Raw genomic sequence first — 22961 nt, forward strand, 5'->3', positions numbered from 1 at the left:
CGCGGCGTCATGCTGCGCCGCGTCTTTCAATGCCTGGCCCTGCTGGCCGTTGCCACGACGGCGCGCCGAGCTCGTGCTGGCCGAAGTGCCGGTCGCCGCCGGCCAGACGCGCACGGTGATCGACTTCGCCGTGCCGGCGATGGCCGACGGCGCCTACCTGACGCTGGAGTTCTCGCTGCGGCCGGCGCTGCGCGGCGCACGGCTGCTGCCGCCGTCCGGCCCGCCGCACGAACTGTATGCCGCCGCGCTGAACACGCTGCCGGCCGCCGAGCGCCGCCAGCACCAGCGTGGCGACCTGCATCTGATGAAGCAGCCGCTGCGCGAGCCGGCTCCCGGGCGCTGGCGGCTGGAGCTGCGCCACGAGCCGGCGGCTGCGGCGGCGACGGCCTTGCTGCAGGCGAGCATCTTTGCGCGCTATGCGCTGCAGATGGAGCGCGTCGGCGGCGTGCTGCCGGCGGTCGGCAACGAGCAGGTGCTGCTGCTGTATGCCAGCGAGTACGGGCTGCCGCGGCGCGAGCCGGCACCACGGCTGTTCTCGCTGGGCGCCGACGGCCGCCGACAGGAGATCCGGCTCGTCGAGGCCGCGAGCGAGCGTCAGCCGCTGACCCTGGTCACCGGTGCCTACGTCGGCCGCTTCGTGCCGCAGGTTGCCGGGACGCAGCGGCTGCGGGCCGAGTTCCAGCCGCCGGGCGCGACCCGGCCGGTGAGGGCCGAGCTGAGCTGGGAGGTCCGTGCCGCGACGGCACCAACCGAGCTGCCGCTGGCGATGCAGTTCGAGCGCGGGCCCGACGGCTGCTGGCAGCGTGCGCGCTTCGTGCTGCGCTGGGAGGCGCGCCAGCGCGGGCTGCACGCGCTGAACGTGCGTCTGGCCGGGCCGCGGCAGGAGCTGTTCGTCAACGGCAGCGTCGAGGTTGCACAGCCCGGCCCGGTCGATCTGGTCGCCACGCTCGACACCGTACGCGCCCGCCAGTGGCTGCAGGGCCGGCTGGACCGTGCCGCGGCGGTGACGGTATTGCACGCCGGCGGTGACAAGATCGACGCGCTGCTGCTGCGGCGCGACGTGCTGCTGCCCGAGCCGCTGGACGTCGCCGCCGCCTGCGGCGCGGCGCGCTGAACCGTCAGCCCAGCGTCGCCATGTCGACGACGAAGCGGTAGCGCACGTCGCTCCTGAGCATGCGTTCGTAGGCGGTGTTGATCTCGTCCATGCGGATCGTCTCGGTGTCGCTGACGATGCCGTGCTGGGCGCAGAAGTCCAGCATCTGCTGCGTCTCGCGGATGCCGCCGATCAGCGAGCCGCCCAGGCGCCGGCGCTTGAAGATCAGCGCGAAGACGTCGGGCGAGGGGTGGCGTTCGGCCGGCGCGCCGACCAGCGTCATCGTGCCGTCGCGCTTGAGCAGCGCCAGGAAGGCGTCGAGGTCGTGCGGCGCGGCCACGGTGTTGAGGATGAAGTCCAGCCGGCCGGCCTGTCGCGCCATCTGCGCCGGGTCCTTGGAGACCACGACCTCGTCGGCGCCCAGGCGCTTGCCATCGGCGATCTTGTCGGGCGAGGTGGTGAACAGCACGACGTGCGCGCCCAGCGCGTGCGCCAGCTTGACGCCCATGTGGCCCAGGCCGCCCAGGCCGACGATGCCGACCTTCTTGCCCGGCCCGGCTTCCCACTGGCGCAGCGGCGACCAGGTCGTGATGCCGGCGCACAGCAGCGGCGCGACGCCGGCCAGCTGCGACTCGGGGTGGCTGATGCGCAGCACGAAGGACTGACGGACGACGATGCTCTGCGAGTAGCCGCCGAAGGTGTTCTCGCCGCCGAAGACCGGGCCGTTGTAGGTGCCGGTGAAGCCGTTGTCGCAGTACTGCTCCTCGCCTTCGGCGCAGGACGGGCAGTGGCCGCAGCTGTCGACCATGCAGCCGACGCCGGCCAGGTCGCCGACCTTGAACTTCGTCACCGCCGACCCGACGGCGGTGACGCGGCCGACGATCTCGTGGCCCGGCACCGAGGGGTAGAGCGTGTTCTTCCACTCGTTGCGTGCGGTGTGCAGGTCGGAGTGGCAGACGCCGCACCAGAGGATGCGGATCTGCACGTCCTCGGGGCCGGGTTCGCGGCGTTCGATCGTGAACGGGCCGAGCGGGGCGGTGGCGTCTTGCGCGGCATAGGCCTGGATCGTGGGCATGGCGACTCCTGGGTGTGAGGGTGGGGGCGGCGCCGTCACGCGGCGCTCGTACGATAGCGGCGGCGGCGATGTCGTGTCCTGTCCGGGACAACCGATCCTCGCCCGCGGACGTTGGAGCACGATGACCCAGTTTTTGCCGTTGCCGGCCCGCCATCGGGCCGGGGCCTTCACCCTGCTGGCGCTGGCCGCCGTCGTCGCCGGCTGCAGCACGCCGAACAAGATCGCCACCACGGTCTACCAGAACGAGCACTTCAGGCCCGACGAGACCTATTCGCGCCAGTTCGAGGCCGACGCGCCCACCACCTGCGAGGCCGCGCGGCTGGCGCTGCTGAGCCAGGGCTACGTCGTCACTTCGGCGACGCCGGAGCTGGTGGTCGGCAACAAACGCTTCCAGCCCGATGGCGAGATCCACGTGCAGATCACGTTCACCGTGACCTGCGCGCCGGACCCGTTCTACAAGGCGTCGACGACGGCCTTCGTCAACGCCGTCCAGGACCGCTACACGCTGAAGAAGGCCTCGTCCTCGGCCAGCGTCGGGCTGCCGGTGGGCTCGCTGTCGATCCCGCTGTCGGCGTCCGACGACTCGCTGGTCAAGGTCGGCAGCCTGACGATCCCCGCGGGCAGCTTCTACGACCGCTTCTTCGGCCTGGTGCAGCGCTACGTGCGCAGCCGCGTCTGCGGCGGCGAGGAGCGCTGCGCGGCGATCGAGGCGGCCGAGGTCGAGGCCGCCCGGGCCGCGGCGGCGAGCGCGCCGGCGGCGCCCTGAGGCGTCGCGCCCGAAAGGGCGCGACGGCCGCTGCCTGCGCCGGCCCCAAGAGCCAAAAGGGTCAGCGACTTGCATCGCTGACCCTCCGGTTCTTTGGGCTTCCAGGGCGGCGTTCGTTCCCGGTGCCTACGGACGAGCAGTACGGACCTGCGGAATGTTGCGACCGACAATTGGTCCGCCGGCAACTTCTGGCGACGTCCAGTCTTGAAAGCGGCTTGCGAGTGATCGCAGCATAGGGTGCCATCGCTTGATGGTGGGCGGCAACGGCCCTCCATAGACCGCCCGGACCATGCGCTACGCGGCCCGCCGGTCGGCCAGCACGAACCGGGCATCGGTTTTGCTCAGCAGCTCGAAGGTGTCGATCCACTGGACGCCGAAGTGCTGGCAAACATTCGGGATGCTGAACTTGCGCCGCATCTGCAGGTTGAACTGCTCGTGCGTCACCACGACAGCTTGCTTCAGCGCTGCGGCCTTCGCGATCAACCATGGGTCGGCACCGGCCAGAAATTCCTCTAGTGCACCTGCCTTCATCACGCCGGCTTGCGCCGCCACATGCGCAGCGACGGCGCCGAAGGCTTGCTGGGTGTCGTCATCGGAGACGGGCAGGAACAGTCCAACCTGAGCCTTGGCCCACTCGGCCAGTTCATCATTGCCGCGCCTGATCTCGTCACCGACCAGGTCGATGCTGGCCACGACGCCAGCCCCCTGGCTGCGCTGGATCCAGTCCCAGTAGGCCGGGCAGACGGCCATGCGGTAGTAGCGGTTCTTCGCCTCGATCAGCGTGTTCGCATCCAGCAGGTAGATCATGCGCCGAGCTGCTCCGCGAAGTCACGGATCTTGGACGGTTGGACACCCAGCAGTCGGCCGGCATCGCGCAGCAGCAGGCGACCGCTGAAGGCCTCGGCGATGACCGCGCGGGCGAAGCGGGCGCTGTTCTTCGCACCGGCGTTTCGGTAGAAGCTACCGCCGCCACCGCCTTCCGCCTGGAAGGCATCCAGCTCAGCCCGGTAGAACGCCGTGTAGGTGTCGCGATCAACCAGGCCCAGGTCCAGGGCGCGACGGATCACCACGAAGCGGCTGACGTGGAAGCGCTGGGCCAGTTCGGCCACGCGCGTGTTCAGGTCCTGGGACGCTGCTGCCCACAGCGGGCCGAACACCTCAGACGGTGCCAGGAATTCGCCTGCCACTGCGTTGCAGGCGATCTCCTCTCGGCGTGTGTTACCTGGCGCTGCATTGGAGATTCCGCTGCTGCCGAGCCAGATGTGCGCCAGCTCGTGCAGCAGCGTGAACAGCCGGGCAGACGGCGCGTCCGAGGAGTTGATGAAGACCACCGGCGCCAGCGGGTGGCTGATGGCGAAGCCGCGGAACTCGCCGACGTCCAGTTTGCGGTGGGTGTTGTTGCCGACGATGCCGCTGCGCATCACCAGCACGCCGGCGTGTTCGGCTGCCTCGATCAGCTCGCGGTAGTAGACGTCCCATTTCCGCTGCCCGTGTTCGACATCGACGCCCAGCACCTCGCGGATGTCCCGTGCCACTTGCGCCGGGTTGGCTGCGACGGTGAAGCGGCCGACGAATGGCAGCGGCTCGGCACCTTGCTCCTGCAGGTATTCGACGAACCAGGCTTGCCGCTGGACGGCATGGCGGACTGTCTCGGTGAGGTCCACGCTAGGCCTGCTGGCCGGTGCTCCGCCGACGGTGCGCAAGTCAGGCAGCAGGGGATCTTCGGCGGGTGCCTCGGCCAGGAAGAAAAATCCGAACGGGGTGTGCAGGGCCTGGGCGATCACCTGGGTTTGCCGGAAGGTCGGCTCGGCCTCGCCTTCTTCCCACTGCTGGAACTGTTCGGGCTTCACCCCGGCCGCGGTGGCGGCATCGTTCACGTCCAGGCCGACACGATCACGCGCCCAACGGAGCATTGCCGGGTTGATGTGGGCGTGAGCGTGCGCCATCTGCGGATTTTAGGGTGGCGGGAGGGCAGTCCAGCAGCGTGTCGACGCTCAGCGCCGGTCTGGCATGGGGACGCTCGGCCACAGGCAGGCGAAGTCGAACGAAAGTTGCCGGTGAAGCCGAATTGACAAGACGCGCTTGGCGTCCTCGATCAGCAGGAGGTGGATGCGTCAGCCGGATTGCTGGCGTCGCCTGATGCGCGGCGTTGGCGCGTGCGGCGCAATGCGCGCCGGCCCCCCCAAAAGCCAAAAGGGTCAGCGACTTGCATCGCTGACCCTTCGGTCTATTTGGCTCCCCGACCTGGGCTCGAACCAGGGACCTACGGATTAACAGTCCGGCGCTCTACCGACTGAGCTATCGGGGAAGGAAGACCAAGAGTATAGCCCGAAAACTCAGTTTGTCAAAACTTGAGTGATGCGCTGGCTCTCCAGGTGCGCGCTTGCAGCGGGTACAGGTAGACGTGGTCGAACTGGTACGGCGACTCTTTCCAGGCCTTGCGGTCGAAGACGTTGTCGACGCCGGCGCGCCAGGTGATGGCGCGGCCGTCGGCCAGCGGCTGGGTCCAGCGTGCGCCCAGGTCGACGCTGGCCCAGCCGGGGATGCGCACGCTGTCGTCATAGGGCAGCACGGCGCGGTCGCTCTCGGCACGCAGGTCGGCCTGCAGCAGCAGGCCGCCGGCCTGCGGCACGCGCCAGTCGGCGCCCAGGCGCAGCGTGCGCGCCGGCACGTTCTCCGGGCGCAGGCCGTCGCTGCTGCCGCGCTCGTGGCGCACGGCGTCCAGCAGCATCGCGCTGGCGCGCCAGTCGACGGCGCCAGTGCGCCAGACGAGGCTGGCCTCGACACCGCGGTGGCGCTGCTCGCCGACGACGCCCAGGCGGCAGGAGTCGTCGACGTCGCCGTCGCAGCCGGCGTTCAGCTCGCCGGTGCGCGGGCGCTCGATCTGGAACAGCGCCACGCTGGCGTCGACGTTGGCCGAGGCGTGCTTCAAGCCGATCTCGCGCTGGCGGCTCTTCAGCGCCGGCAGCGCCTGGCCGGCGTTGACGTAGCGCGGGCGGTTCGGCACGACGGCCGACTCGACGCCGCGGCCCCAGCTGGCGTAGACCATCGTCGCCGCCGTCCACTGCCAGGCCAGCGACACCCAGGGCGTGGTGAAGCCCTGGTCGTAGTCGGTGGCGCGCAGGCTGCCGTCGTCGTCGGCGCTGGTGCGCCAGCTCTCTCGCGCCAGCCGGCTGTGGCGCAGCCCGCTCCACAGGCTCCAGCCGCCGGGCAGCGTCATCGCGTCGCGCACGAAGAACTCGGTGCTGGTCTCGTCGCGGTTGGTGTTGGCGCTCAGGCGGCCGTTCGACGGGCCGGTGATCGCGCTGCCGTCGTCCCGGCCGACGCCGGCCCACTCGTAGACCTGATCCTGGAAGCGTCCGCGGTACGTCGCACGAAGCACGCCGGCCTCGATCGCGTGCTCCACGGCCCCGGTTCGGGCGCTGCCGCTGACGGCGAGCTCCAGCGCCTGGCTGTCGCGCCGCTCGTTCAGGCTGAGGTACTCGTAGTAGTCGAAGCTGCCGTCGGGCGCGTAGCGATCCGGGAACTCGAGGCTGGGGTCGGGCGCATAACAGCCATAACACGCGTACGGAAACGCGGTGCGGTCGTCGGTGCGCAGCTTCTGCACCATCGCCTGGGCGCGCAGCTGCCAGTCCTCGGTGAGGCGCTGGCGCCAGCGCAGCGACGCGGTGCTGCCTTCCATCTCCACCGGGCCGCCCCAGGGCTGGTGGTTCAGGTTGTTCAGCAGGTCGACGTCGTGCGCGTCGGGCACGACGTCCCCGCGCAGGCTGTAGCCGGCGGCGCTGGGCTGCTGCTGGCGGCTGTGCTCGATCTCGAACTCGGCGACGCTGCCCGGGGTCAGCTGCCAGTCCAGCGCCACGGCGAGCAGGCGGCGGTGGCCGTCGCTGTCGTGCAGCCGCGGTTCCATGTCCTCGTAGGCGGCGTTGACGCGCCAGCCGAAGACGCCGTCAGGGCCGCTGCGGTCGCCGAGGTCGACGGCGGCGCCGGTCGTGCTCGAGCCTTCCCACCAGACGGTGGCGCTGCGTTTGCCGGCCACCGGGCGCTTGACGCGCAGGTTGACCAGACCACCCGGCGCGCTGGTGCCGGCCTGGATGCCGCTGGCGCCCTTGAGCAGCTCGACGGCTTCCTTGTTCTCCAGCGCGAACGTGGTCTCGCCGCTGACCGGCAGGCCTTCGCGGCGCACGTTGAAGCGGTTGTCCAGCGTGTAGCCGCGCACCGACAGACCGGCCCAGTAGCCGGGCGAGTCGTAGGCCTCGGAGACGCCGGCATCGAGCCGCGTGATGTCGCCCAGCCGGGTGACGTTCTCGTCGGCCAGGCGCTCGGCGCTCCAGGTCTGGGCCTGCAGCGGCGTGCGGGCGTCGGTCTGGCCGGGGAAGCCGGCGAAGGCCGGCAGGCGCTCGGCCGTGCCGGTGATGGTGATCGTCTCGGTGCCCTGCGCGTGGGCGGCGCAGGCGGAGGCGAACAGGGCCGCGGCGAGGGCGCAGCGGGTCGGGACGTGGTGTTTCATTGCCATCGGAAAGCCTTGGACGATGGCAGGTCGGCAAACCGGAGCGCAGCACGGCGCCGGACAGCGCCATGGAACCCGTGGTGTGCTTCCCTGCGCGAGCATTACCTCGTGCCGTCCGGTGAGGGACGGGTCGCCGCCTCGGCCTTGCGGCGTCGGCGGGCGATCAGGTTCAAAGGGACTCTCTCAGTCGGCCGTCCGCGGATGGCAGGCGGCCAACACCCCTAGCGAATGCCTCGCGCACCGGGTCGGCTCGCGAAGCGGGGCGGATGATAGCGGCAGCAGCGCGTGCGGCGCGCCGCGCTGTGTCAATCCTGCGACGGCGTTTCGACACCCAGCAGCCGGTGCAGCTGCGGGCTGGAGGTCGTGTACTGCAGCAGCGCACGGCGCTCCGGGTCCACGTAGGGCACGGCGGCGAAGGCGGCCAGCGTCGCCTCGTGGAAGCCGCAGAGGATCAGCTTGCGCTTGCCCGGGTAGTGGCAGATGTCGCCGACGGCGAAGACGCCGGGCGTGCTGGTCTCGAAGGTCGCCGGGTTGACGGTGACCAGCTTGTGGTCCAGCTCCAGTCCCCACTCGGCGATCGGGCCGAGCTTGGGGCTCAGGCCGTGGAAGACGAGCAGGTCGTCCAGCGCCAGCGTCGTGCTGCTGCCGTCCGGGCGCATCAGCACCAGCCGGGCGAGGCGCTCGCCGTCGGCCTCGAAGCCGGTCGGCTGGCCGATGACGACCTCGACGGCGCCCGCGTCGCGCAGTTCGGCCAGGCGGCGTAGCGTGGCGGGCAGGGCGCGGAACTCGTCGCGCCGGTGCAGCAGCGTCACACGCGCCGGGCGGGCGGCTTCGGTGGTCGCGAAGTGGATTGCCCAGTCGAGGGCCGAATCGCCGCCGCCGGCGACGACGACCTGCCGGCCGGCGAAGGCCGCCGCGTCGGCGACGCGGTAGAAGAGTTGCGTGCCGGCGAAACGCTCGATGCCGGGCAGGCGCAGCGCCTTGGGCTGGAAGGAGCCGACGCCGCCGGCGACGAACACCGTGCGCGCGAGGAAACGCGTGCCGGTGCTGGTGGCGACGTCGAAGCGGCCGTCGGCGGCACGTTCGAGCGAACGCACCTCCTGGCCGAGATGCAAGCTCGCGCCGAACGGCGCGATCTGCTGCTGCAGCCGCTCGACGAGCTCACGCCCGGTGCACACGGGCACGCCGGGGATGTCGTAGATCGGCTTGTCGGCGTAGAGCTCGGTGCACTGGCCGCCGACGTGCGGCAGCGAGTCGACGACGTGGGCGCGGATGTCCTGCAGCCCGAGCTCGAAGACCTGGAACAGCCCGACCGGGCCGGCGCCGACGATCAGCGCGTCGGTCTCGATCGGGGGGACAGCGGCGGATGCGCCGGGCGAGGGGGAAACCGTCATTCGTCCGCCGGGCGCGGCCCGGGTCAGCGCTGCAGGTACTGCAGCTTGTTCTTGCGGTCCTTCCACTCGTCGGCGTCGGGCAGCGAGGCCTTGCGCTTGGTGATGCTCGGCCAGGTCTTGGCGAGCTCGGCGTTGAGCTGGATGAACTGCAGCTGGTCGGCAGGCACGTCTTCCTCGGGCAGGATCGCGTTGGCCGGGCACTCGGGGATGCAGACCGCGCAGTCGATGCACTCCTCGGGGTCGATGACGAGGAAGTTCGGCCCTTCACGGAAGCAGTCGACGGGGCACACATCCACGCAATCGGTGTACTTGCAGCGGATGCAGGAATCGAGAACGACGTGAGTCATTGGAACGGGCTCGGTTGTGATGTCAGGAACTGACGCGGTCGCGGGCGAGGGCGCCAAGCGGGCGGAATTTTACGCCTCGCCCTCGGGGGTTCCGGCTTGATCTTGCTCATGCGTCAGGGTGAGCGCCGAGGCGCCGGCGCCGACGATGACGACGGTCGGCTGGCCTTCGTGGCTTGCGCCGGCCTCGGCCAGCGTCGCGACGTCGTGGTGGCTGCGCGCCTCGTCGGGCCAGCCGGCACGCGAGACGACGAGCGCCGGCGTGTCGGCCGGCCAGCCGGCGGCACGCAGCCGTTCGCCGAGCACGCCGAGCTGCTTCCCGGCCATGTAGAAGACCTGGGTGTCGGCGGCGTGGCTCACCTCCAGCCGGCGTTCGCGCGTCATCGCGGTACTGAAGGCGACGCTGCGGCCGCGGGCGCGGCGTGTCAGCGGGCGCTGCGCCGACGCGGCGGCGGCCAGCGCGGCGGTCACCCCGGGCACGATCTCGCTGGCGATGCCGGCGCGTGCCAGCGCCGCCAGTTCCTCCTCGAGGCGGCCGAAGAGGCTGGGGTCGCCACCCTTGAGCCGCACGACGACGGCATGGCGCTGTGCCATCTCGACGAGCAGGGCGTCGATCTCGGATTGATGCGTGGAATGGCGGAAGCCGCGTTTGCCGACGTCGATCCACTCGGCACGCGGCGCCAGCTCGCGCAGCGCCGGGTCGGTCAGCGCGTCGTGCAGCACGACGTCGGCTTCGGCGAGACGGCGCGCGCCGCGCACGGTGATCAGATCGGCGGCGCCGGGGCCGGCGCCGATGAAGACGACGCGGCCCATCAGCGGCGCCCTTGTATCACGCGGCGATCGGCTCGGGCCGCAGGTGCAGCCCGCACTCCCTGGCGCCTTCCTGCTCCCACCACCAGCGCCCGGCGCGGTGGTCTTCGCCCAGCGAGACGGCGCGCGTGCAGGGCGCGCAGCCGATGCTCGGGAAGAACTGGTCGTGCAGCGGGTTGTACGGCACGTCGTGCGTGGCGACGTAATGCCAGACGTCGGCTTCGCTCCAGTCGGCCAGCGGGTAGAACTTCTCGCGGCTGTCGGCGTCGAGCTCGAAGTGCGGCACACGCGAACGCGACTCCGACTGCTCGCGGCGCAGCCCGGTGATCCAGGCCGTGCGCCCTTCGAGCAGGCGGCGCATCGGCTCCTTCTTGCGCACGTCGCAGCAGCTCTGGCGCAGCTCGACGCTGCGGTACATGGCGTCGCTGCCGTGACGGCCCACGAACTGCACGACGGCCTCCTGCTGCGGGCGGAAGACCTGCACCTCGACGCCGTAGCGCTGACGGATGCGCGGGATCAGCGCCAGCGTCTCGGCGTGCAGCGCGCCGGTGTCCAGCGTCGCGACCGGGATCGCCAGGCCGTGGCGCGCGATCAGGTCGGTGATGACCATGCCTTCGACGCCCAGGCTGGTGGCCTGGACGATGCGGCCGGCGTGGTCGGCGGCGGCCTCGCGCAGCAGCGCGACGGCGTGCGCGACCCGGGCATCGTGGCCGCGGGTCTTGCGGGCGTGCAGTTCGATGGCGGTGGGCATACGTTCAGGCAGCGTGGACGATGGGGGTGGCGCGGGCGCCGGTGACGTCGCCCTGGTACTGGCCGGGGAACCGGCCCAGCGTGCGCAGCGCGACGGCCGGATCCTGGTCGGCGCGCAGCTGGGCGGCGTCGAAGCCGCAGCGCTGCAGCATCGGCAGCATGTCGCCGACGACCTCGCCGGTGGCGATCAGCTCGCCGGCGTAGCGCAGGCGCAGGCGCAGCAGCACGGCCTGCGAGTAGGCGCGGCCGTCGGTCCACTTCGGGAAGTGCAGCACGACGGCGCGGGCGGCGGCGATCTCGTCGCGGCGCTCCAGCACGTCGACGGTGTTGTCGAACGCCAGCGCGTCGGCGGGCAGCGGGGAGTGGGTCTCGATCAAACGCATGGACATCTCGGGATCAGGCTTCGGCCGCGGCGGTGCTGCGGCGCACGGCGTCGGCGGCGGCGCGCAGCGGGGCCACGCCCAGGCGGCGCACGGTGTCGACGAAACGTTCGCCGGCCTGGCGCTCGGTGCGGTAGAGCTCGACCAGCGCCTCGACGACGTCGGGCACCTCGTCGGCGGCGAAGGACGGGCCGATCACCTTGCCGGCGGCGGCCGGGCCGTTGGCCAGCGAGCCGTCGGAGCCGGCGACCGTGACCTGGAACCACTCGCTGCCGTCCTTGTCGACGCCGAGGATGCCGATGTGGCCGGTGTGGTGGTGGCCGCAGGAGTTCATGCAGCCGCTGATGTGCAGGTCGATGTCGCCCAGGTCGTAGAGCGCGTCCAGGTCCTCGAAGCGCTCGCGGATCGCCGCGGCGACCGGCAGCGAACGTGCGTTGGCCAGCGAGCACAGGTCGCCGCCGGGGCAGGCGATCATGTCGGTCAAGAGGCCGATGTTGGGCGTCGCGAAGCCGTCCTCGCGCGCGGCCAGCCACAGCGCCCGCAGCTCGTGTTCGGCGACCCAGGGCAGCAGCAGGTTCTGGTCGTGCGTGACACGCAGCTCGCCGTGGCTGAAACGCTCGGCCAGTTCGGCGGCGCGGTCCATCTGGTCGGCGGTGACGTCGCCGGGCGCCTGGCCGGCGCGCTTGAGCGACAGCGTCACGGCGCGGTAGCCGGCGAGGCGGTGGGCGTGCACGTTGCGCTCCAGCCAGCGTGTGTAGGCCTTGGGTGCGTCGGCATCGACGGCGTGCAGCGCCGGCGCGGCTTCGCTCACCGGGGCGACGAAGTGCGCGGCGACACGGTCCAGCTCGGCCTGCGGCAGCTCCGGCGCGCCGTCGGCCAGCAGCGCCTCGTACTCGGCGTGGACTTCGCGGATGAACTGCTCGCCCAGCGCCTTGACGAGGATCTTGATGCGCGCCTTGTAGAGGTTGTCGCGCCGGCCGTGCAGGTTGTAGACCCGCACGACGGCTTCGAGGAAGACCAGGATGCGCTGCCAGGGCACGAAGGCCGCGACTTCGGTGGCGATGATCGGCGTGCGGCCCATGCCGCCGCCGACCAGGACGCGGAAGCCGACGTCACCCCGTTCGTCGCGCAGCAGCTGCAGGCCGACGTCGTGCCAGGCGATGACCGCCCGGTCGTCGGTCGCGCCGGTGATCGCGACCTTGAACTTGCGCGGCAGGAAGGCGAACTCGGGGTGCAGCGTGCTCCACTGGCGCAGCAGCTCGGCATAGGGACGCGGGTCGACGATCTCGTCGGGCGCGATGCCGGCCAGCGCGTCGGTGGTCACGTTGCGGATGCAGTTGCCGCTGGTCTGCACGCCGTGCAGGTCGGCTTCGGCCAGCAGTTCCATCACGTCGGCCGAACGCTCCAGCGGGATCCAGTTGAACTGGCAGTTGTGGCGCGTCGTGAAGTGGCCGAAACCACCGCGTTCGGCCGGCGTGCCGGCGTCCTGCAGGTCGAACTCGCGCGCCACGCGCGCCAGCGCACGCAGCTGGCGCGAGGACAGCTCGCCATAGGGCACCGCGATGCGCGCCATCGGCGCGTGGCGCTGCACGTACCAGCCGTTCTGCAGCCGAAGCGGGCGGAACAGTTCGTCGGGCAACTGGCCGGCCAGGTGGCGTTCGAGCTGGTCGCGGTATTGCGCGGCACGGGCCCGGATGAACTGGCGGTCGAAGTCGGTGTACTGGTACATGGACGGCAGGATTCGCTGGAGGCGCGACTGTAAGCAAGCTGCTTATAGATGAAAAGTACAGAGTTGTGAGGTGCTTATCGCCTTAGGTTATGAGTTGAAGTTCTTAGAATCGACGCCGACCATGCGCAGACTTCTCGGGACGTTGCTCGTCCTCCTCCTGGCCGCGTGCCAGAGCGTGCCGCTGACGGCACCACCCGCTTCCCCGCCCGCCACCGAGACCGCCGTGCCCAAGCCGCCGCCGCGCCCGCCGCGCGTCGGCCTCGCGCTGGGCGGCGGCGCCGCGCGCGGCTTCTCGCACATCGGCGTGATCCAGGTGCTGGAGGAGAACGGCATCCGCCCGGATCTCGTCGCCGGCACCTCGGCCGGCAGCCTCGTGGCCGCGCTCTACGCCTCGGGCAAGAGCGGCGCCGAACTCGGCATGCTGGCGATGACGATGGACGAAGGCGCGATCACCGACTGGGCCTTCCCCGGCCGCGCGCTGCTGCGTGGCGAGGCGCTGGCGCGCTACGTGCGCGAGCACACCGGCGGCCGCGCCATCGAGCAGATGCGGCTGCCGCTGGGCATCGTCGCGACCGACCTGGACAGCGGCGCACCGATCCTGTTCCAGCGCGGCGACACCGGCACCGCGGTGCGGGCGTCGAGTGCCGTGCCGGCGGTGTTCCAGCCGGTGACGATCGGCGGCCGCGAGTACGTCGACGGCGGCCTCGTGTCACCGGTGCCGGTGCGATTCGCGCGCCAGATGGGCGCCGACCTGGTCATCGCGATCGACATCTCGGCCGTGCCCGACGGCGCGCCGACCGGTGACGCGATGAAGATGCTGCTGCAGACCTTCTCGATCATGAGCCGCAGCATCAACCACTACGAGCTGCGCGACGCCGACATCGTGCTGCGTCCGGCGCTGGCCGGCGTCTCCAGCGCCGACTTCACGGCACGCCGGCGTTCGATCCAGGCCGGCCGCGAAGCCGCGCTGGCGGCGCTGCCGGCGATCAAGGCGAAGATCGCGGCGCTGACGCGCTGAGCGGCGTTGACGTGCCGAGCGGTGCTCAGGCGACGACGTTGCGGATGAAGCGTGTCGTCGCCTCGCTGGCGTTGGCGTACGCGTAGGGCTGCGAGCTCGGGTAGACGAGGTAGTCGCCGGCCGCCAGCTCGCGCGGGCCGCCGGCCAGCTCCAGCTGCAGCCGGCCCTCGACGACGACGATCATCTCGTGCCAGCCCTCGGGGTCGGGCTCGGCGTCGTAGCGCTCGCCCGGCGCCAGCGTCCAGGCCCAGAGCTGGGCCTCGTGGCGGGCCGGCACGCTGGCCTGCAGCACCGCGACGCTGTCCTCGTGGCGGCCGCGCCAGGCCACCGCGTCCAGCCGCAGCGTCTGCGCCGCCGGGTCGCGCACCAGGTCGGCGAAGCCGACACCCAGCGCCTCGGCCAGACGGTCCAGCCGCGACAGGCTGATGTTGGTGTCACCTTGTTCGAGCGCGACGATCATGCGCCGACTCAGGCCCGAGGCCTCGGCCAGCGCCGCCTGGCTCAGCCCGGCGTTTTGGCGGGCGGCACGCAGGTTCTGGCCGACGAAGGCCAGCACGTCACCGTGGCGCGAGGCAATGTGCAGTTTATTGCTCATGTTATCCTGAGCAGTATGTTGCACATGCTGGCCCGCGGCAAGACGGCCTGGCCCTTCAGCCGCCAGGAAGCCGCGCTGATCGCGATCACGGCGCTCTGGGGCACGACCTTCCTGATCGTGCACGTCGCGATGCGCCACAGCGGGCCGTTCTTCTTCGTCGGCCTGCGTTTCGTCACCGCGGGGCTGCTGGCGCTGGTGGTGTTCCGGCACGCGCTGGCCGGGCTGACACGCCAGGAGCTGTGGGCCGGCATCACGATCGGCGGCTCGATCTTCCTCGGTTACGGCTTGCAGACGATGGGTCTGCAATCGATTAGCAGCAGCAAGTCAGCGTTCATCACCGCGCTGTACGTGCCGCTGGTGCCGCTGCTGCAGTGGCTGGTGCTGCGCGAGGCGCCCAAACCGATGGCGATGCTGGGCATCGTGCTCGCGTTCGCCGGGCTGGTGCTTCTCGCCGGCCCCGAAGCGGGCAGCGGGGCGATCGGGCCAGGCGAGCTGGCGACCATCCTCAGCGCCTTCGCGATCGCCGCCGAGATCCTGCTGATCGGCCGTTTCGCGCGCCGCGTCGACGTGCGCCGCATCACCGCCGTGCAGTTGCTGGCCGCCGGGCTGATGTCCTGGGCGGCGATGCCGGTGCTGGGCGAGGCCGTGCCGGCGTTCTCGTGGGTCTGGCTGGCGGCGGCCGTCGGCCTGGGGGCGGCCAGCGTCGCGATCCAGCTGACGATCAACTGGGCGCAGCGGTCGGTCGCGCCGGTGCGCGCGACGATCATCTACGCCGGCGAGCCCGTGTGGGGCGGCATCGTCGGCCGTCTGGCCGGCGACCGGCTGCCGGCCGAGGCTTTCGTCGGCGCCGCGCTGGTGCTCGCCGGCACCTTGGTCAGCGAGCTCAAGCCGCGGCGCCGCCGCCCGCTCAGCGACTGAAGTCGCCCGCCGCTTCCGGCTGGTAGGGCAGGGCCTCGATGCGCGCCGTGTGCTCTTCGCCGGCCGGGCCGCGCCAGCCGATGCTGTCGCCGACACGCGCGCCCAGCAGCGCCATGCCCAGCGGCGAGAAAACCGAGACCCGTTCAATGCCGTCGGGCTGGTCGTCGGGGTAGCAGAGCGTCAGGTCCAGCAGCTCGCCGCCGCGGGACAGCACGACACGCGAGCGCATCGTGACGACGTCGGCCGGCAGCGTCTTCGGGTCGACGACCTCGGCCAGGTCGAGCATGTCGCGGGCGTGGTCGGCGAGGGCCTCCGACACCCGTGTGCCGCCGCGCGGCGTCGAGACGAGGTTGAAGAGGCGGACGTGGTCGAGCCAGCCGAGCTGGCGTTCGTGGACGAGGGTGTTCAAGCGGTTCTCCGGTGGGCAGGCGTTGTCCCTGGGGGCGGGGCCCGGCGACCGGAGAGAGGGGGGATTCGGGGGGAGGCGGTCGCCGGGCTCAGGAGAGTGCGGCCGCGACCGGCTGGCGCCACGCGCGCAGCACCACGCCCGCCGCGAGGGCGTGAACGGTGAAGGCGAGACGGGACGACATGGGCCGATGGTAAGCCGTACGGGCGGCGCTTGAAAAGAAAGAGCCCGGCACGGGGCCGGGCTGAAGACATCGTTGCGGATGCGCGGATGCCGAGGAGACAACCTTCCAGAGAGAGCCGGGGAGTGCCCCGACAACACTCAGATGCGGTGCGCCCCGCTGGATTTCAAGGTCAGGCGGCGGTGCGCTTGGCGCGGCCCGTGGTCTGCGTGGCCTTGACGGCGGTGTTCGTGACGGCCTGGAAGTTGGCCTCGGCCACTTCGGCGGCCTGCTTGGCGGCCTTCTGCACGCTCTCGAACGCGTTGTTGGCGGCCGAGACGGCGGAACGAACCAGCGCGGCGGCGCTTTCGGTGCCGGCCGGGGCGTTCTTCACCGCGGTGTCGACCAGCGACAGCGTGGTCTTCTGGGCGTCGGCCAGCGTGGACTCGGCGACCTTGGTGAACTCGGCGTTGGTGCCGGCCAGGATGTCGTACAGGTGGCGGCTGTAGGCGGCGGCCTTCTCGGCGCTCGGTTGCAGCAGGCCGGCCTGCAGCGTCAGCAGTTCCTGCGGGTCCTTGACCGACAGCGCGGCCTTGGTCGTCTCGGCCAGTTCGCTCAGCGAGGTCTTGGTGACCTGCAGGTTCAGCTCGACGAGCTTCTCGACGCCTTCGAAGGCGGTCTGGGTCAGGCCGAACAGGGTCTCGACCTGGGCCTTCTGCGCGGCAAGCCATTGTTCCGGGGTGTAGGTCATGTCGATCTCCGTGTGTGGGTGACAGAATTGCTGCACTGCAGCATGAGCCGAAGTATAGAGATCGCTCCCGCTGCCGCAAGCGTTTTTTGCTGCACCGCAACATTCTAGGGAGCCGTTCCTAGAATCGATCGCGATGCGCGCCTTCCACTCGGACCGCTTCGTGCTGCCGCTGCCGGCCGGCCACCCCTTCCCGATGCACAAGTACCGCCTGCTGCGCGAGGCGGTGGCGGCGACGCTGCCGCAGATCGTGGTCGAGCCGGCACCCGCGGCCAGCGACGGCGAACTGGCGCTGGCGCACGAGCCGGCCTGGATCGACGCCGTGGCGCACGGCACGACCAGCGCCGCGCAGCAGCGCGAGATCGGCTTCCCGTGGAGCGAGGCGATGGCCGAACGTGCCCGGCATTCGGTCGGCGCGACGATCGCCGCGGCGCGCGCCGCGCTGTTCGACGGCGACGGTGTCGCCGCCAACCTGGCCGGCGGCACGCACCACGCCTATGCCCACAAAGGCTCGGGTTATTGCGTCTTCAACGACGTCGCGGTGGCGGCGCGGCTGATGCAGGCCGAGTGGTACCGCGTGCACCGCGCCGGGCTGCAGGTGCTGGTCGTCGACCTCGACGTGCACCAGGGCAACGGCACGGCCTCGATCTTCCGCGACGACGCCAGCGTCTTCACGCTGTCCTTGCATGGCGCGAAGAACTTCCCGTTCCGCAAGGAAGCGAGCGACCTGGACGTCGAGCTGCCCGACGGCTGCGCCGACGCCGAGTACCTGGCGGCGCTGGACGCCGCCTTGTCCGAAGCCTGGCGCCGGCTGCGCACGCCGCCCGGGCTGGCCTTCTATCTGGCCGGCGCCGACCCGCACGAGGGCGACCGACTGGGCCGGCTGAAGCTGAGCGCCGAAGGCCTGGCCGAACGCGACCGGCGCGTTTTCACGGCGCTCGCCGAACGCCACGTGCCGGTCGCCGTGACGATGGCCGGCGGCTACGGCCGCGACATCGCCGTCACCGTCGAGATCCAGCGCCGCACGCTGGAAAACGCCTTGGCGGCGCAGCGCGCCTGGACCGGAGAATCGCCCGCATGAGCCACCGCCCGCAGCCGCTGCCGCGCAGCCACTACCCGCGTTTCGACTCGATCACGACTCGCTGGATGGACAACGACGTCTACGGCCACGTCAACAACGTCGTCTACTACAGCTTCTTCGACACCGCGGTGAACCGCTGGCTGATCGACGCCGGCGCGCTGGACATGCACGCCGGCGAGGTCATCGGCCTGGTCGTCGAGACGCAGTGCCACTACTTCGCGCCGCTGGCCTTCCCGCAGCGCGTCGACGCCGGGCTGCGTGTCGCGCACCTGGGCCGCTCCAGCGTGCGCTACGAGGTCGGCCTGTTCGCCGAAGGCGAGCCGGTGACGGCCGCCGCCGGCCACTTCGTGCACGTCTACGTCGACCGGGCCACACGGCGCCCGGTCGCGCTGCCGCCGGCGCTGCTCGCCGCCCTGCAACCGCTCGTCGTTCCCGCATGACACCGACGCCCGACTCCATCGCTGCGGTCGACGCCGCGATCACCTCGCGCCGCTCGATCCGCGCCTTCCGCCCCGACCCGGTGCCGCGCGAGACCGTCGAACGCATCCTCGAAGTCGCCTCGCGCGCGCCTTCGGGCACCAACGTGCAGCCCTGGAAGGTCACGGTGCTGACCGGCGCCGCCAAGGCGCGGCTGTCGGCGCGCATCCGCGCCGCCTACGACGACCCGGCCGAACGGGCGCGCCACGCCGAGGAGTACGCCTATTACCCGGCCGAATGGGTCTCGCCCTACATCGAGCGCCGGCGCAAGGTCGGCTGGGACCTGTACGGGTTGCTGGGCATCGCCAAGGGCGACAAGCAGCGCATGCACGAGCAGCACGGCCGCAACTACGCCTTCTTCGACGCGCCGGTGGGCCTGATCTTCACGATCGGCCGCGTGCTCGGCCAGGGCAGCTGGCTGGACTACGGCATGTTTCTGCAGAACGTGATGGTCGCCGCCCGCGCGCGCGGGCTGGACACCTGCCCGCAGGCTGCGTTTACTCAGTTCCACCGCATCGTCGCCGACGAGCTGGCCCTGCCTGCCGACGAGATGCTCGTCTGCGGCATGGCGCTCGGATACGCCGACCCCGAGGCGCCGGAGAATGCCCTCGTCACCGAGCGCGAACCCGTCGCGGGTTTCGCGCGTTTCCTGGAGTCCTGAATGTCCCGTCCCGCCGTGCTCGTCGCCCGAGCCGTGTTCCCCGAAGTCGTCGAGCGCCTGAGCCAGCATTTCGACGTCGAAGCCAACCCCGACGACACGCCCTGGAGCCGCGAGGAGCTGCTCGCCCGTCTGGCCGGCAAGTCCGGCCTGTTCGCCACCGGCAGCGTGCAGGTCGACGCCGCGCTGCTCGACGCCTGCCCGCAGCTGCGGGTCGTCGCCAACATGGCGGTCGGCTACAACAACCTCGACATCGCCGCCTTCAACGCGCGCGGCGTGCTGGCGACCAACACGCCCGACGTGCTGACCGAGACGACGGCCGACTTCGGTTTCGGCCTGATGCTCGCCGCCGCGCGCCGCATGAGCGAGTCCGAGCGCTTCCTGCGGGCCGGCCAGTGGAAACGCTGGCGCTACGACACGCTCACCGGCAGCGACGTGCACGGCGCGACGCTGGGCATCCTCGGCATGGGCCGCATCGGCCAGGCCATCGCGCGCCGCGGCGCGCTGGGCTTCGGCATGAAGGTCATCTATCACAACCGCAGCCGCCTGCCGGCCGAGCAGGAAGCGCCGATCGGCGCACGCTGGGTCGACAAGGCGACGCTGCTGGCCGAAGCCGACCACCTGGTGCTGGTGCTGCCGTACAGCCCGGAGAGCCACCATGCGATCGGCGCGGCCGAACTGGCGGCGATGAAACCGACGGCGACGCTGACCAACGTCGCGCGCGGCGGCATCGTCGACGACCGGGCGCTGATCGAGGCGCTGCGCGAGCGCCGCATCGCCGCCGCGGCGCTGGACGTCTTCGAAGGCGAGCCGGCTTTCGACCCGGGTTTCCTGGACCTGCCCAACGTCGTGCTGACGCCGCACATCGCCAGCGCGACGGTGGCCACGCGCCGCGCGATGGCCGATCTGGCGGCCGACAACCTGATCGCCGCGCTGACCGGCGGCACGCCGCCGACGCCGGTCAACCCGCAGGTGCTGGCGCCGCGCTGATCAGCGCCGTTCGGGCAGCTGCGCCAGCAGCTGCTCGAGCAGCTGCGCGACCTCGGACTGGCTGTCGAGGAAAAACCGTGCCTGCGAGGTCGGCTCGCGTCCGACGCGCAAGGTCAGCCAGTGCAGCGGCGCACGTTCGAAGACGACCTCGTCGTTGAGGTCGTCGCCGACGAAGAGCGCGCTGTCACAGCCCGCCGCGGCCACCAGCGAGAAGACGGCGTCGGCCTTGTCCGGCGCGTCGGCGCCGACGACGTTGACGACGCACTTGCCGCCGAAGCGCCGCAGGCCGGTGTCCAGCGTGCCGAGCCGGGCGTCGATCTCGGCGAGCGCCGCGTCGCGGTCGCGCGCCAGGCGGTAGTGCAGGGCGAACGAATGCTGCTTGTCCTCGATGCGCACGCCGGCGGCGGCGAGCGCCGGCTCGGCGTCGGCCAGTCGCTGGCGCAGCGTGTCCAGCGCCTGCAGCGTCTCGGCCGACGCGGGTTCGATCGTGTTCTCGGCGCCATGGTTGCCGACGATCCAGCCGGGCTCGAAACCCAGCCGCGGGCGCACGTCGTCGACGGCACGGCCGGTGACGATGGCCAGCGGCCGGCGTGCCGCCAGCTGCGCCAGCCGGCGTGACAGCGCCGCCGAGATGCGCGCGTCCTCGGGGCGAGCGACGATGGGTGCCAGCGTGCCATCGAAGTCGAAGGCCAGCAGCGGGTCGCGGCGGCACAGGGCGTCGAAGGCGGCGTGGCCTTCGGGCGAGAAGAGATGGCGTCTGGGTGTGTTCATCGGCTGCTGCGGTGGCGGTAGCGCTCGACACGCGCCTCGATGCGTTCGCGCAGGCGCGAGCGCCCGGCGTCGGCCAGCATCAGGCCGGCCCAGCGGAAGACGTTGGCCTCGCGGATCGTCATGCGCAGGCTGGCCATGCGCTCGCGCTGCTCGGCGCGCGGCATCGTCAGCGCGCGGTGCAGGGCGTCGGCGGTTTCCTCGACGTGGTACGGGTTCACGATCAAGGCCTCGTTGAGCTCGCGCGCGGCGCCGGCGAAGCGGCTCAGGATCAGCACGCCGGCTTCGTCGTCGCGCGCCGCGCAGTACTCCTTGCAGACCAGGTTCATGCCGTCGTGCAGGCTGGTGACGACGCAGACCTCGCTGGCGCGGTAGAGCTCGTTGACGGCGTCGCTGTCGTGGTGCTCGGCCAGCAGCCGCACCGGCTGCCAGTGTTCGTTGCCGAAACGCGTGTTGATGCGCTCGGTGATCTCCTTGATGCGGTCCTGGAAGACGCGGTACTCGGGCAGCGAGCTGCGCGTCGGCGCGGCCACCTGCACGAAGCTGAAGCGGTCGATCCAGCGCGGGTACTTCTCCAGCAGGCGCTCGACGGCGTGCAGACGCTCGACGATGCCCTTGGTGTAGTCGAAGCGGTCGACGCCGCAGGCGATCAGCTGGTCCTCGGGCAGGCCCAGGCGGCGGCGTACGGCCTGGCGGCACTCGTCGACCGAAGGCCGGCGCGCCACCGTCTCGTCGTCGGGCCATTCGATCGAGATCGGGTAGCTCTCGATGAAGGTCTCGTCGTCGCGGTAGGAGACGACCGAGTGCTCGTGCTCGATGCGCGCCTCCAGATAGCGGTCCACCGTCTCGATGAAGTTCTTGCAGTGGTAGCGCGTGTGGAAGCCCAGGATCGTGCTGCCCAGCATGCCTTCGAGCAGCTCGCGCCGCCACGGGCAGATGCCGAAGCTCTCGGGGTTGGGCCAGGGGATGTGCCAGAAGGTGAGGATGGTCGCGCGCGGCAGCTTGGCGCGCACCATCGCCGGCAGCAGCGCGAAGTGGTAGTCCTGCACCAGCACGATCGGGTCTTCGCTGCGCGCCTCGGCGACCACCGCGTCGGCGAAACGCTGGTTGACCTCGCGGTAACGCTGCCAGTCGGACTCGCGGAACACCGGCCGCACGTGGGCCACGTGGCACAGCGGCCACAGGCCTTCGTTGGCGAAGCCGTAGTAGTAGCCGGCTTCCTCTTCCTCGGTGAGCCAGAGGCGGCGCAGCGTGTAGTCCTCGTGGCCCGGCGGCACGCGGATGCGATCGTTCGCGTCGACGACCTCGCGGTCGGCGCTGCCGCTGCCGTGCGCGATCCAGGTGCCCGAGCAGGCGCGCATCACCGGCTCGACGGCGGTCACCAGGCCGCTGGCCGGACGCTTGACGACGACGCTGCCGTCTTCGTTGCGCTGGTGCAGGTAGGGCTCGCGGTTGGAGACGACGATGACCTCGTCGCCACGCAGCTGCGTGCGCAGCAGCAGGCGCAGGCGTTCGGCGTTCCACTCCGACTCCAGCCCCAGCGAGCGCCGGTACTCGTCTTCGAGGTCGCGCAGCCGTGAGCGCAGCTCCAGCGCCAGCGGCTCGAGTTCGGGCGAGGGCTCGTCGACCAGCGGCCGCACGATGCCTTCGCCGCGCAGCAGCGCGCGTGCGCCGCGCATCCAGCCGCGCCAGCTGACCTGGGCGACGACCATCGTGATCAGCGAGATCGTCACGCCCAGCGCGATGATCAGGATCAGCAGGTAGCGCCGCGTGTCCTGGCTGCGGCGCTCGATGAAGCTCATGTCCTGCAGCAGCACCAGCTCGCCGACCTGGCCGGTCTCGCCCTGCACCGGATAGATGCCGGCATGCACGGTGCCGCCGGCGATCGACAGCTCGGGGTCGGGGCGCGACGCGGCCTCGCGCACCTGGGCGCAGGACAGGTCGGGCGGGAAGCCGTAGCTGGCCACCGCCAGCCGGTCGCCGGGTTCGCACAGGCCGATGGCGACCATGCGTTCGTCCTGGACGGCGCGGTTGAACAGGCTGCGCAGGCGGTTGGCGCGGCGGCCGTCGGACAGCGACTCGACGATCGAGTCGGACAGCGTGTTGGCGACGAGGTTGCCGCGGGTCGTCAGGTCGCGCGCGAACCAGCGCAGCGTCAGCTTGTCCATCAGCGGCAGGGCCAGGTAGGCGGCTGCCACCAGCGTCGCGACCAGCGGGAGCAGGAAGCGAAGCTGTAGGCGCAGGGTTCGCATCAGGGCAGCAGAACGGGCGCCGGCGCGCCCGTGGTGGTGGAC

General features: G+C 71.1%; 23 protein-coding genes and 1 tRNA gene. 8 read left to right on the forward strand and 16 right to left on the reverse strand.

The genetic code is table 11. The features are described 5' to 3' along the window. The first annotated feature begins 49 nt into the window (after positions 1 to 49). Positions 50 to 1114, forward strand: coding sequence for a hypothetical protein (locus LOC65_RS11105; RefSeq protein WP_230247515.1), 1065 nt, complete (start codon positions 50 to 52; stop codon positions 1112 to 1114). A 4-nt stretch (positions 1115 to 1118) separates the two neighbouring features. Here the strand turns inward: LOC65_RS11105 and LOC65_RS11110 are convergent, their stop codons facing one another. Then, complete coding sequence (locus LOC65_RS11110; RefSeq protein WP_230247516.1) at positions 1119 to 2168, reverse strand: NAD(P)-dependent alcohol dehydrogenase; 1050 nt, start codon at positions 2166 to 2168, stop codon at positions 1119 to 1121. Positions 2169 to 2289: 121 nt separating this feature from the next. Here LOC65_RS11110 and LOC65_RS11115 point away from each other — a divergent pair, with 121 nt between their 5' ends. Continuing rightward, on the forward strand, positions 2290 to 2934 hold the full coding sequence (locus tag LOC65_RS11115) for a DUF2242 domain-containing protein (protein ID WP_230247517.1): 645 nt from the start codon (positions 2290 to 2292) through the stop codon (positions 2932 to 2934). 294 nt (positions 2935 to 3228) lie between these two features. Here the strand turns inward: LOC65_RS11115 and LOC65_RS11120 are convergent, their stop codons facing one another. The 10 genes from LOC65_RS11120 to LOC65_RS11165 form a co-directional block, all read right to left on the reverse strand. Beyond that, positions 3229 to 3741, reverse strand: a complete 513-nt coding sequence (locus LOC65_RS11120) for a DUF4411 family protein (RefSeq protein ID WP_230247518.1) — start codon at positions 3739 to 3741, stop codon at positions 3229 to 3231. Beyond that, entirely contained in the window at positions 3738 to 4880 is a 1143-nt protein-coding gene (locus tag LOC65_RS11125) for an ImmA/IrrE family metallo-endopeptidase (protein ID WP_230247519.1), read from the reverse strand. The genes LOC65_RS11120 and LOC65_RS11125 overlap by 4 nt, the downstream gene beginning before the upstream one ends. A gap of 286 nt (positions 4881 to 5166) precedes the next feature. After that, positions 5167 to 5242 (reverse strand) — tRNA-Asn (locus LOC65_RS11130). A 36-nt stretch (positions 5243 to 5278) separates the two neighbouring features. Further along, complete coding sequence (locus LOC65_RS11135) at positions 5279 to 7441, reverse strand: TonB-dependent siderophore receptor (RefSeq protein WP_230247520.1); 2163 nt, start codon at positions 7439 to 7441, stop codon at positions 5279 to 5281. A gap of 305 nt (positions 7442 to 7746) precedes the next feature. After that, on the reverse strand, positions 7747 to 8835 hold the full coding sequence (locus LOC65_RS11140; RefSeq protein WP_230247521.1) for an NAD(P)/FAD-dependent oxidoreductase: 1089 nt from the start codon (positions 8833 to 8835) through the stop codon (positions 7747 to 7749). Positions 8836 to 8858: 23 nt separating this feature from the next. After that, positions 8859 to 9182: a ferredoxin FdxA gene (gene fdxA, locus LOC65_RS11145; RefSeq protein WP_009858670.1), complete on the reverse strand. Its 324-nt coding sequence runs from the start codon at positions 9180 to 9182 to the stop codon at positions 8859 to 8861. A 69-nt stretch (positions 9183 to 9251) separates the two neighbouring features. Then, positions 9252 to 9992 (reverse strand): uroporphyrinogen-III C-methyltransferase, encoded by a 741-nt coding sequence (gene cobA / locus LOC65_RS11150; protein ID WP_230247522.1) that lies wholly within the window; start codon positions 9990 to 9992, stop codon positions 9252 to 9254. Between the two features lie 16 nt (positions 9993 to 10008). Next, positions 10009 to 10740: a phosphoadenylyl-sulfate reductase gene (locus LOC65_RS11155; RefSeq protein ID WP_230247523.1), complete on the reverse strand. Its 732-nt coding sequence runs from the start codon at positions 10738 to 10740 to the stop codon at positions 10009 to 10011. A gap of 4 nt (positions 10741 to 10744) precedes the next feature. Beyond that, a complete protein-coding gene (locus LOC65_RS11160; RefSeq protein ID WP_138938919.1) occupies positions 10745 to 11122 on the reverse strand; it encodes a DUF934 domain-containing protein in 378 nt (125 codons plus the stop codon). 13 nt (positions 11123 to 11135) lie between these two features. Beyond that, positions 11136 to 12848 carry a nitrite/sulfite reductase gene (locus LOC65_RS11165; RefSeq protein ID WP_230247524.1) on the reverse strand — a complete coding sequence of 571 codons (1713 nt, stop codon included), beginning with the start codon at positions 12846 to 12848 and terminating at the stop codon, positions 11136 to 11138. 121 nt (positions 12849 to 12969) lie between these two features. On the opposite strand from LOC65_RS11165, the gene LOC65_RS11170 reads away from it, so the two are divergent. Next, the gene (locus LOC65_RS11170) at positions 12970 to 13866 is read left to right on the forward strand and encodes a patatin-like phospholipase family protein (RefSeq protein ID WP_230247525.1); all 897 of its coding nucleotides are present in this window, start codon (positions 12970 to 12972) and stop codon (positions 13864 to 13866) included. Between the two features lie 25 nt (positions 13867 to 13891). Here LOC65_RS11170 and LOC65_RS11175 read toward each other — a convergent pair whose 3' ends face one another. Beyond that, on the reverse strand, positions 13892 to 14461 hold the full coding sequence (locus LOC65_RS11175) for a helix-turn-helix domain-containing protein (protein WP_009858676.1): 570 nt from the start codon (positions 14459 to 14461) through the stop codon (positions 13892 to 13894). Positions 14462 to 14476: 15 nt separating this feature from the next. On the opposite strand from LOC65_RS11175, the gene LOC65_RS11180 reads away from it, so the two are divergent. Next, entirely contained in the window at positions 14477 to 15379 is a 903-nt protein-coding gene (locus LOC65_RS11180) for a DMT family transporter (protein ID WP_029718380.1), read from the forward strand. On the opposite strand, the gene LOC65_RS11185 is transcribed toward LOC65_RS11180, so the two are convergent. Together LOC65_RS11185 and LOC65_RS11190 are read right to left on the reverse strand one after the other, a co-directional pair. Beyond that, a complete protein-coding gene (locus tag LOC65_RS11185; protein ID WP_029718379.1) occupies positions 15369 to 15788 on the reverse strand; it encodes a GreA/GreB family elongation factor in 420 nt (139 codons plus the stop codon). The two genes, LOC65_RS11180 and LOC65_RS11185, sit on opposite strands and share 11 nt — an antisense overlap. 350 nt (positions 15789 to 16138) lie before the next feature. Beyond that, positions 16139 to 16696 carry a phasin family protein gene (locus LOC65_RS11190; RefSeq protein ID WP_009858680.1) on the reverse strand — a complete coding sequence of 186 codons (558 nt, stop codon included), beginning with the start codon at positions 16694 to 16696 and terminating at the stop codon, positions 16139 to 16141. A 133-nt stretch (positions 16697 to 16829) separates the two neighbouring features. On the opposite strand from LOC65_RS11190, the gene LOC65_RS11195 reads away from it, so the two are divergent. The 4 genes from LOC65_RS11195 to LOC65_RS11210 are packed head-to-tail and all read left to right on the forward strand — an operon-like array spanning position 16830 to position 19899. Next, positions 16830 to 17774 (forward strand): histone deacetylase, encoded by a 945-nt coding sequence (locus LOC65_RS11195; protein ID WP_230247526.1) that lies wholly within the window; start codon positions 16830 to 16832, stop codon positions 17772 to 17774. Beyond that, the gene (locus tag LOC65_RS11200; RefSeq protein ID WP_009858682.1) at positions 17771 to 18214 is read left to right on the forward strand and encodes a thioesterase family protein; all 444 of its coding nucleotides are present in this window, start codon (positions 17771 to 17773) and stop codon (positions 18212 to 18214) included. Before LOC65_RS11195 ends, LOC65_RS11200 begins: the two co-directional genes overlap by 4 nt. Further along, positions 18211 to 18912, forward strand: coding sequence for a nitroreductase (locus LOC65_RS11205; RefSeq protein ID WP_230247527.1), 702 nt, complete (start codon positions 18211 to 18213; stop codon positions 18910 to 18912). The genes LOC65_RS11200 and LOC65_RS11205 overlap by 4 nt, the downstream gene beginning before the upstream one ends. Then, positions 18913 to 19899: a D-glycerate dehydrogenase gene (locus tag LOC65_RS11210; RefSeq protein WP_230247528.1), complete on the forward strand. Its 987-nt coding sequence runs from the start codon at positions 18913 to 18915 to the stop codon at positions 19897 to 19899. Here LOC65_RS11210 and otsB read toward each other — a convergent pair whose 3' ends face one another. Together otsB and LOC65_RS11220 are read right to left on the reverse strand one after the other, a co-directional pair. Further along, complete coding sequence (gene otsB, locus LOC65_RS11215; protein WP_009858685.1) at positions 19900 to 20670, reverse strand: trehalose-phosphatase; 771 nt, start codon at positions 20668 to 20670, stop codon at positions 19900 to 19902. It abuts the gene before it with no gap. Next, positions 20667 to 22919: a trehalose-6-phosphate synthase gene (locus LOC65_RS11220; RefSeq protein ID WP_230247529.1), complete on the reverse strand. Its 2253-nt coding sequence runs from the start codon at positions 22917 to 22919 to the stop codon at positions 20667 to 20669. The genes otsB and LOC65_RS11220 overlap by 4 nt, the downstream gene beginning before the upstream one ends. Positions 22920 to 22961: the final 42 nt, after the last annotated feature.

Origin of the sequence: Rubrivivax sp. JA1055 (genome assembly GCF_020966565.1) — a bacterium.
Lineage (GTDB): Bacteria > Pseudomonadota > Gammaproteobacteria > Burkholderiales > Burkholderiaceae_C > Rubrivivax > Rubrivivax benzoatilyticus.